General features: G+C 39.1%; 6 protein-coding genes. All 6 read left to right on the top strand.

Features of this window, described 5'->3' with window-relative positions:
• Nucleotides 1-134: 134 nt before the first annotated feature.
• Nucleotides 135-1,967, top strand: a complete 1,833-nt coding sequence (locus AC1DND_RS08245) for a six-hairpin glycosidase (RefSeq protein ID WP_477580674.1) — start codon at nt 135-137, stop codon at nt 1,965-1,967.
• A gap of 170 nt (nt 1,968-2,137) precedes the next feature.
• Nucleotides 2,138-3,496, top strand: a complete 1,359-nt coding sequence (locus AC1DND_RS08240) for a sialate O-acetylesterase (RefSeq protein ID WP_477580672.1) — start codon at nt 2,138-2,140, stop codon at nt 3,494-3,496.
• Complete coding sequence (locus tag AC1DND_RS08235) at nt 3,496-6,276, top strand: glycoside hydrolase family 2 protein (protein ID WP_477580670.1); 2,781 nt, start codon at nt 3,496-3,498, stop codon at nt 6,274-6,276. The genes AC1DND_RS08240 and AC1DND_RS08235 overlap by 1 nt, the downstream gene beginning before the upstream one ends.
• 421 nt (nt 6,277-6,697) lie before the next feature.
• Nucleotides 6,698-9,436: an alpha-L-rhamnosidase gene (locus AC1DND_RS08230; RefSeq protein WP_477580668.1), complete on the top strand. Its 2,739-nt coding sequence runs from the start codon at nt 6,698-6,700 to the stop codon at nt 9,434-9,436.
• Between the two features lie 97 nt (nt 9,437-9,533).
• Nucleotides 9,534-10,199: a DUF3826 domain-containing protein gene (locus AC1DND_RS08225; RefSeq protein ID WP_477580666.1), complete on the top strand. Its 666-nt coding sequence runs from the start codon at nt 9,534-9,536 to the stop codon at nt 10,197-10,199.
• Nucleotides 10,200-10,292: 93 nt separating this feature from the next.
• The coding region (locus tag AC1DND_RS08220; protein WP_477580665.1) for an exo-alpha-sialidase at nt 10,293-10,756 on the top strand (464 nt) is incomplete at its 3' end.

Genomic DNA, 10,756 nt, shown 5'->3' with positions numbered 1-10,756 from the left:
ATATATATACTCGATCGTCATGCTGACCTGTAGCAAAGCGGAAAGCTACGCAGTAAATTCAGTTCAGCATCATTCAAGAATTGAATAGATTCTGAAACAAGTTCAGAATGACGCGAGATTTTAGGATAATAAACATGAAAATATTTAAAATACTTTGTTTAAGCTTACTATTGGCATTTGCAGGATCAACCTCGCAGGCGCAGGATACGGTGCGTTATACAGGTAAAACCTTGGTAAACGCAGACTATCATCATGGCCAACTTTCGCCGGTGATGGGCGTACACAGTATCCAAACTTTCAGGGCAAACAGAGAACATCCAGAACTGGCCGAAAACTTTGGCTGGACCTACAACCATGCGCCGATGTTGGCTTATTGGAACAACAAATTTTACATCGAATATTTGAGCGATAAAGTTGGAGAAAGTATCCCGCCAGGACAAACATTATTACAGTCCTCAAAAGATGGTTACACCTGGACTAAGCCGGATGTTGTTTTTCCGATTTACAGAATTCCTGATGGAACCACAAAAGAGGGTAGAACTGATGTAGCGAAAGATTTAGATGCCGTGATGCATCAACGCATGGGCTTTTATGTTTCTTCTAAAAACGTGTTCCTTGTTTTGGGTTTTTACGCCATCAGTTTTGATGCAAAAGATGATCCGAACGATGGTCACGGGATTGGCAGGGCAGTAAGAGAAATTCAGGCAGACGGAAAATACGGCCCGATTTATTTCATCCATTACAATCCAGGTTATTCGGAGAAAAACACCAAATACCCATTGTACACCAGAAGTAAAAGTAAAGCTTTTATTGAGGCTTGTAATGAGTTATTAACTAATAAATTAATGACGCAACAATGGAATGAAGAGGCAGATAGAAAAGATCCTTTGATTACTTTACAAAAACAGTATAAAGCCTTCAGCTATTATCACTTGCCTGATGGAAGAGTAGTTGGTTTATGGAAAAATGCCTTAACAGCAATCAGCAATGATAACGGTAAAAGCTGGCCTGAAAACGCGTCGCGTGCACCGGGTTTTGTAAACAGCAATGCCAAAATATGGGGTCAAAAAACTGCTGATGGTAACTACGCGACGGTTTATAATCCTTCAGAGTATAGGTGGCCTTTAGCCATTTCAACAAGCAAAAACGGACTCGATTATACCAATCTTTTACTGGTGCATGGTGAAATTACGCCAATGCGCTACGGAGGCAATTACAAATCTTACGGTCCGCAGTATGTTCGTGGTATTGAAGAAGGGAACGGAAAACCCGCGGATGGAAAATTATGGGTAACCTACAGCATGAATAAAGAAGACATCTGGGTTTCTTCGGTTCCGGTACCCGTTAATGACAAAACTACACAACATGTAAATGATGATTTTAGTAAAATGCCGGCTGATAAAGCGCTCGAAATGTGGAACATATACAGTCCGCTTTGGGCGCCTGTTAACGTCGATAACGGTACTTTGGTTTTAAAAGATAAAGATCCGTTCGACTATGCAAAAGCCGAAAGACTGTTTCCTGCGTCCAGAAAAATTGTTGCTTCGTTTTCGGTTACGCCAAAGCAAAATGATTTTGGTTTGTTGGAAATCGAATTGCAGGATACGAAAGGAATGGCAACTGTACGCCTGACTTTTGATACTGCAGGAACTTTAAGCGCAAAAGCTGGTGCACGGTATAAAAACTTCATGAAATATGAAGCAGGTAAAAGTTATGATATCAAGTTGAAATTAGATGCGTTTACCCGATTTTACACCATCACCGTAAATGGAAAAGATGCATTAACAAGTCTGGCTTTTCAGCCAGTTGCCGATGTTTCCAGAATTGTTTTCCGCACCGGCGATGTTCGTCGTTTTCCTGATGTAGATACACCTGCGGATCAAACCTATGATTTGAAAAATGCAGGGGAATCAGAGAAAACGGAAGCTGTTTATTCGATTAAATACTTAAAAACGGAGGGATTTTGAGACAGTTGGCAGTTTTTAGTTTGAGGTTTTCAGTTTTCCCCTCGTTGCGTTCTAAAGCGTTCGTCATTCCGACCGCCTCATCGTCATTGCGAGGAGGCACGACGTGGCAATCTTTCTTACTCGTAGCCATTCTTGCTTTATGCTCCCTCTCCACCAGTGCAAAAATACTCTTGCCTCAGATCTTATCGAGCAATATGGTTTTACAACGGGATAAACCCATCAATATCTGGGGTTTTGCATCTCCGGATGAGAAAGTTGAAGTCACTTTTGCTGGACAAAAAAAACAGACAATAACCGATAAAAATGGGAACTGGCTTCTTGTTTTAGCTCCACTCAAAACATCAGCAAAGCCGCAAACAATGTCTATCACAGGCTCAAATAAAATTATATTAACCAATATTCTGGTTGGCGAAGTTTGGGTGTGTTCAGGTCAATCCAATATGGAATACGCGATGCGGAAATTGGCTAAAATCCCCAAGCCCAAAAATGAGTACTTTGGTTTTCCATCCGACGAAGTAGACAAAGCACACAATAATCAGATCAGGATTTTCCTGGTTAACCGTAAAACATTAAACAAACCCGATTCGATCCACAAAAGCTGGTCTGTAGCCCAAGATTCGGCATTACGTGCTTTCTCGGCCGTAGGTTATTTCTTCGCGAAAGAAATTCAGGAAAAATTAGGTATTCCCGTAGGCATGATCTCTTCGGCCATTCCAGGCAGCGCCATTGAACCTTGGATAGCAGAAAATGCATTTGCGCAGGAAGACTACTTCAAAAACCAAAAAGTAAATAATGATCCTGGTAAATTTTATCCGACCATGATCGAACCTTTAACACAATTTAAAATCCGCGGCTTTCTTTGGTATCAGGGCGAAACCAATTGTTTTCTGAACGAGAAAATCAGCTACGCCTATAAAATGAAAGTATTGATCAATAGTTGGAGAAAAGCCTGGAAAGAAAAGGATCTGCCGTTTTATTATGTTCAAATTGCACCTTTCGATTATAGTAAACAAAAAAGCGATAAGGTTGTATTAACTGCCGAAACGGAACCAACTTTTTGGGAGGCGCAACAACAGCTATTACTTTTGCCCAATACGGGGATGATTTCTACATCAGATTTAAACGATAATGGGGGAGATTTACATCCAACTTATAAATGGGAAATAGGTAGAAGATTATCGCTTTTGGCGCTGGCAAAAACATACAACAAAGACATACCTTTTTCTGGGCCGATTTACCAGTCTGCGTCCTTTAAAAACGGAAAAGCATTGCTCCATTTTACATACCTGGAATTAAACAATAAACCTATTTTAGGATTTACAATCGCGGGGAAAGAGGGTAAATTCGTAAATGCTGAAGCTATCGTAAAAGACGATAAAGTGGTGGTTTCTTCAAAAGAAATTGCCGAACCAACTGTGGTTCGCTATAACTGGACAGAAAATCCAACAGGAAATTTTAACTGTTACGGTTTGCCAGCATTGCCTTTTAGAACCGATAATCCATTATCAAAACAATTTAAAACCAATTAATGAAACGCAGATTTATACTTTTCTTGTGTTTAACAACCATGTTTTGCTCCCTAAAAGCACAGCAAACGGAGAAATTATACCTATCAGGAACAGGGAACGATAACACTGTTAACTGGGATTTCTTCTGTACAGCTGGTGCAAATTCGGGCAAATGGACCACCATCCCCGTGCCTTCAAACTGGGAATTGCAAGGTTTTGGAAAATATAATTACGGTTTCAACAAAGAGGAAAACAAAGGCAAAGAACAAGGACTTTATAAGCATAAATTTAAGGTTCCTGCAGATTGGAAAAACCGAAAAATCAATATTGTTTTCGAGGGATCGATGACGGATACCGAAGTTAAAATCAACGGAAAATCTGCCGGAGAAACACATCAGGGTTCGTTTTATGTGTTTAGATACGATATTTCTAAATTGGTAAAACTTGGTGGCGATAATTTACTTGAAGTAAAAGTATCCAAACATTCAGCTAATCAATCCGTTAACGAGGCTGAACGGAAGGCCGATTTCTGGATTTTTGGTGGCATCTTCAGACCAGTTTATCTTGAATCTTTGCCTTTAACACATATCGATAGAATTCAGGTCGATGCCAAAGCCAACGGAAATTTCGATGCCAAACTTGCTTACACTGGCGATGCCGATAAAGTTGAAGTAGAAGTTTTTACGAAAGATGCTAAACGTTTTGGAGATCGATTTACCACTTCAATAAAGAAAGGAACACAAAGTATAACGCTTAGCCTTAGCCATCAGTTTTCTAATCCGGAATTGTGGTCGTCAGAATTTCCAAATCTTTACACTGCAACATTCACTTTAGTTAAAAATGGCAAAGAAATCCATCAGCTTTCTAGAAAGATAGGTTTCAGAACGGTAGAAGTAAAAGAACGTGATGGTGTATATGTGAATGGGGTGAAAATGAAATTTAAAGGTGTAAACCGTCACTCTTTTTATCCATCCTCAGGCAGAACAACGAGTAAAAAAATCAGTATTGCTGATGTGCTGTTAATGAAAGAAATGAACATGAATGCCGTTCGGATGTCGCATTATCCACCAGATGGACACTTCTTAGACGTTTGTGATTCGCTCGGCTTATTCGTAATGGATGAATTGGCAGGCTGGCATGGTACTTATGATACGCCTACGGGAACAAAATTGATGAAAGAAATGATGCTGAATGATGAAAATCATCCATCGATTATATTTTGGGCAAATGGAAATGAAGGCGGACATAACCGCGAACTTGATCACCTTTTTGCTGAAGAAGATATACAAAAACGTCCTTTAATCCACCCTTGGGAAGTTTTTGGAGGTTTCGAAACCACCCATTACCGCGAATTTAACTACGGAATCGGCAATTACGATCACGGACACAATATTCTAATGCCGACCGAATTTCTGCATGGCATGTGGGATGGCGGTCATGGTGCAGGCATTGAAGATTACTGGAATGCCATGTGGAACAATCCACTTTCTGCAGGTGGTTTCCTTTGGGATTTTGCCGATCAGGCTGTGGTACGTACCGATAAAAATGGCGAATTAGATACCGATGGAAATCATGGCCCTGACGGAATTGTTGGACCTTACCACGAAAAAGAAGGTAGTTTCTTTACCATTAAAGAAGTCTGGAGTCCTGTTTTTGTAGAGAAAAGAGAAATGACTGCCAGTTTTGATGGTTCGTTTACATTAGAAAACCGTTATGCATTTACCAATCTCAATCAATGTACATTCAACTGGAAATTAAAGAAATTAAAAGCGGGAACAGATGCAGCATTCAAATCTGGAAGAGCCAATGCACCAAATATAAAACCTTTCGAAAAAGGAAAATTACAAGTCGATCTTCCAAGCGACTGGAGGAACTTTGATGCACTTTATCTCACTGCAAATGCACCTGATGGTAAGGAATTGTTTACCTGGAGTTTCCCAATAACACTGCCTAAAGATGATGCAGAGAAGATTGTTGTAAAAACAGGTTCTTCAAAGGTAAATATTAAAGAGGATGCGAAAGTTTATCAGGTATCTGCCAACGGCATCGATTTAACATTCGATAAAATAACAGGTTTGCTGCAACAGGCACAGAATGCCAAAGGTGTAATTCCGTTTTCAAATGGCCCCATTTTACAGGAGGGTGTAAATAATTTTAAAAACTTCATTCAAAAAATGGATGGTGAAAATTTAGTGATTTCATCAAAATTTGATAAAAAAAAAAGTTGGAACACTTTACAATGGACGATTTATCCATCAGGCTGGTTAAAAATGGAAGTGAAATATTTTCCATCAGATTACTTTACCACTTTCGTAGGACTGAACTTCTCTTATCCTGAATCAGAAATCAAAGCAGTTGAATATAAAGGAAGCGGACCATACCGCGTTTGGAAAAACCGAATGAAGGGCACAGCTTTTGGCATTTGGAAAAAGGATTATAATAATTCAGCAACTGGTGAAGCACCTTGGCAATACCCTGAATTTAAGGGCTATTATTCAAACATGTATTGGTGTGAGTTTATTGGTAAAAAACAATCTTTTAAAGTGGTTACAGATAGGGAAGATGTGTTTTTAAGGTTGTTTACGCCAAAAAAATCGAAAGATACAGAATATGATAACATGAGTCCGACATTTCCGAATGGTGATATTTCATTTATGAACGCAATTTCGGCAATTGGCACAAAAACACAAAAACCAGAAACTACAGGCCCCATGGGAATGAAGAATATCTATTACGATTTTGATAAAGCCCCAAATAGAGCACTAAATATGACCTTGTATTTTGATTTTTCAGGTAGATAGGTTTAACCGCAAAGAAAAGAAGAAAGAATAATTAAAGAATTAAAAAATCAGTGTAATCCATTAATCTATGTAATCAACCGCGAAGCGTAAAGAAGAATAATGGCCCGCAGATAACGCAGATTTACGCAGATGAGAAAATATYGGTCTGCGTARATCTTCGAAATCAGCGGGAGCAAATAAATGTTTAACCGCAAAGAAYGCTAAGTTTTTCGCAWWGCAAAGAAAAAATAGCCYGCAGATAACGCGGATTTACGCAGATGAGAAAATATTGGTCTGCGTAAATCTTCGAAATCAGCGGGAGCAAATAAATGTTTAACCGCAAAGAACRCTAAGTTTTTCGCAAAGCAAAAGAAGAAAGAATAATTAAAGAAGTAGAAAATCAGTGAAGTCAATTAATCTGTGTAATCAACCACGAAGTATAATGAACATTAAAATCTACATAGCGATCATCAGCATTTGGTTTCTATCCTTTTCAAAAGTGATGGCGCAGATCTCGTTGCAAAACACGACCTGCGAAATGCTCGAGAATCCTTTGGGTATTGATGTTTTGAAACCTCGATTGGCATGGCATATCATCTCAAATGAAAGAAATGTAATGCAAACGGCTTATCAGATTTTGGTATCTTCTTCGCCTGAGAAATTAAATGCTAATGAGGGCGATTTATGGGATTCAGGAAAGATTAACTCACCAGAATCTATTCATATAGCTTACAACGGAAAAGTGCTTAAAAGCCGGATGAAAGCCTATTGGAAAGTTAAAGTGTGGACCAATGTTGGGCAAAGCGAATGGTCTGCTAACAACTATTTTTCTATGGGTTTGCTATACTACAAAGATTGGCCGAAAGGCTGGATTGGTTTTGACAGGGCATTCCCATGGGATAACATTAAAACGGATTCGCGTTTATCAGCCAGGTATTTCAGAAAAGAGTTTCAGAGTACGAAAGAAATCAAGTCTGCTACGGCATCAATCATTGGTTTAGGTTTGTACGAACTCTACATCAACGGCAAAAAAGTTGGAAATGATGTTTTATCTCCATCGCCTACAGATTATACCAAAAACGTAAAATATAACACTTACGATGTAAGCAGTTACCTTCAGAACGGTAAAAATGCAGTTGGCACGATACTCGGAAATGGCCGTTTCTTCGCGATGCGTCAAAATGAAAAACCTTATAAAATTAAAACATTTGGTTTTCCGAAAATGCTGATGAACATCAACATTGTTTACACCGATGGAACAACAGCAAATATTGATACCGACGATAGCTGGAAAGGCACAGCAGATGGACCTATCAGAACCAATAACGAATATGATGGGGAAGAATACGATGCTACAAAAGAAGCTCCAGGCTGGAATAAGGTCGGTTTTGACGATAGCAAGTGGGCAAAAGCCGAATTTGTACAAGAACCAACAGGAACCATTGAAGCCCAGATGAATGAAAACATGAAAGTGATGAATACAATAAAGCCTGTTTCAATCACTAAACTTTCTGGTGGCCGGTATATTTTGGATATGGGTCAAAACATGGTGGGTTGGCTGCAGATCAAGGTAAAAGGCGTAAAGGGCAAACAAATCAAAATGCGTTTTGCAGAGTCGTTACAAAATAATGGAGAACTTTTTACGGCTAATCTTCGTAATGCGAAATGTACCGATTTATACACTTTAAAAGGAGGAGAATTAGAAATCTGGGGGCCTACTTTTGCATACCGCGGATTTAGATACGTAGAGCTTTCAGGATATACTTACCAACCATCGGTGAATGATTTTCTTGGCAAAATGATTTATGATAACATTAAAACGGTCGGAACTTTCGAAACTTCAGATGCTTTAACCAATCAGATCTTCAAAAATGCCTGGTGGGGCATTGCCGGAAGTTATAAGGGGATTCCGGTTGATTGTCCTCAACGCAACGAGCGGATGCCTTGGCTTGGCGATAGGGGCGCTGTGGCTTACGGAGAAAGTTTTCTTTTTGATAACGGACGCTTTTATACCAAATGGTTACAGGACATCAGAAACTCGCAAAAGGAAGATGGAGCTATTCCTGATGTGGCACCTGCTTTCTGGAGGTACTACAGCGATAACATGACCTGGCCAGGAGCAATGCTTTTGGTGACCGAAATGCTTTACAAACAAACCGGTGATGTTTCGGCCGTTCGGGATAATTACCCAGCAATGAAAAAGTGGTTAGCTTACATGCAAGATCGCTACATGAAAGATTATATTTTAACTAAAGATAGTTACGGCGATTGGTGTATGCCTCCTATTACCATCGAATTTGGCCAGGGCAAAAGCGCAGACAAGAAATATCCTTCTGAATTAATTTCGACGGCTTATTATTATCATTTCACGCAGTTGATGATACAATTCGCTAAGGTAAGCGGCAATGATGAAGATGTAAAAGCATATGAACTTTTGGGGAATAAAATCAAGGAAGCTTTCAACCAGAAATATTATAACGATAAAGGTTATTATGCTTCTAATGCCTTAACGGATAACATCATTCCACTTTATTTCGGAATGGTTCCACAGAACAAAATAGATCAGGTTTTTAAGAATATCACTTATACTGTTGAAGTGACAAATAAAGGCCATTTAAGTAATGGTTTAGTCGGTATTCAGTGGCTAATGCGCTGTTTAAACGACTATGGGCGACCAGATTTAGCTTATACTGTGGCTACGCGAAAATCTTATCCTAGCTGGGGCTATATGGTTGATAATGGTGCAACCACCATTTGGGAATTATGGAATGGCAATACGGCTGATCCGAAAATGAATTCACAGAACCACGTGATGATGCTAGGCGATCTGCTGATCTGGTATTACGAAAATCTGGCTGGTATAAAATCGGAGGAGGCTGCTTTTAAAAAAATCACCATGAAACCTGAAATGATCAATGGTTTAAACTCGGTAAATGCAAGTTACAATTCGGTTTATGGGTTAATCAAAAGCAGTTATAGCAAAACGGCTAACCAGTTTAACTGGAACATTACCATCCCAGCAAATACAACGGCGTTGGTTTATATTCCTGCAAATAATAAAAATGAAGTTTCAGAAAAAAATAAGTCAATAAAGGATTTAAAATTTGTAAAAATGGAGCATAATAACGCTGTTTATGAACTTGGTTCTGGCGATTATGCTTTTGTGGTGGAGAAAAAATAATTATTACGGTCGTCATGCTGAACTTGTTTCAGCATCTTATTTGATAAGATCCCGATGTAAAATCGGGGCAGGGTGACGCTTAAAGAAAAATAGAATTATGAGAAAGTTTTTTAAACCATTTATGCTACTCAGCTTACTGATCACCGCAGTAAATGCATTCAGCCAAACCAAAGATATTGTTGTGCCAGAAGAAATCCTGACAAAGGCAAAAGAATGGACTTCTGCATTAAATTTAAGTGATGCAACAAAAAAATCTGCTGTTGAAAATGTAATTGCGGCTCATTTAACCACAATTAGAGATTGGCATAACGACCACCCATCATCAACTGTTCCTGACGGAATAAACCCTGTTACCGGCAATAAACTAAGTGATTTAGATAAACAGATCATTGCTGATTCTGCTATGCCATCAATGGTTCATCAATCGCTTATGGATGGATTGAAAAAGAATTTAACACCAGAGCAGGTAGAAACCATTTTAGACAAATACACCATCGGAAAGGTTGATTTCACGATGAAAGGTTACAAAGCGATTGTTCCTGATTTAACTGCCGATGAGGAAGCCAAGATTTTGGCTTTTTTGAAGCAAGCCAGGGAACAAGCTGTCGATTATAAAAACATGAAGCAGATTTCGGCCATTTTCGAGATTTACAAAACGAAATCAGAGCAGATGTTAAATAATAACGGTCGCAGCTGGAGAGCGCTTTATAGTGCTTACACTAAAAAGATAAAGGAAGAGAAAGCAGCAAAACAAAAGCAGTAGGCAATTTCCAGTGAAAAGTTTTCAGTTTTTGAGTAATAAAGCAAATCTGTGCAATCAAATAATCTGTGTAATCAACCTCGAAGAGAAAGAATTATGATATCAAAAAAAATATACACCACAATAGGACTTATTTTAGCAGTAACACTTAGTGCCAAAGCTCAGGTAGAGAAATGGCAAACTGGAATCGTAAAACAAGAATTCCTATACGACAAAGCACCATTCCCATCGTGCCACTCTGCAACAATCGCAGAAACGCCAACGGGCTTAGTCGCTTCATTTTTTGGTGGCACAAAAGAACGGAATCCCGATGTAGAAATCTACATCAGTCGTTTTGTGGATGGCAAATGGCTGGCACCGGTTTCGGCTGCTAATGGTATCCAACCTGATGGTAAAAGATTACCTACATGGAATCCTGTTTTATATCAGGTTCCTAGTGGAGATTTACTGTTGTTTTATAAAATCGGGCCAAAACCATCAGAATGGTGGGGCATGATGAGAACCTCAAAAGATGGCGGTAAAACCTGGTCGGATGCTACAAAATTGCCCGATGGTTATAT

Source organism: Pedobacter sp. 01N416 (assembly GCF_056399685.1).
The sequence above is the reverse complement of the archived record's forward strand: the minus strand, read 5'-3'. Positions and strand labels throughout refer to the sequence as shown.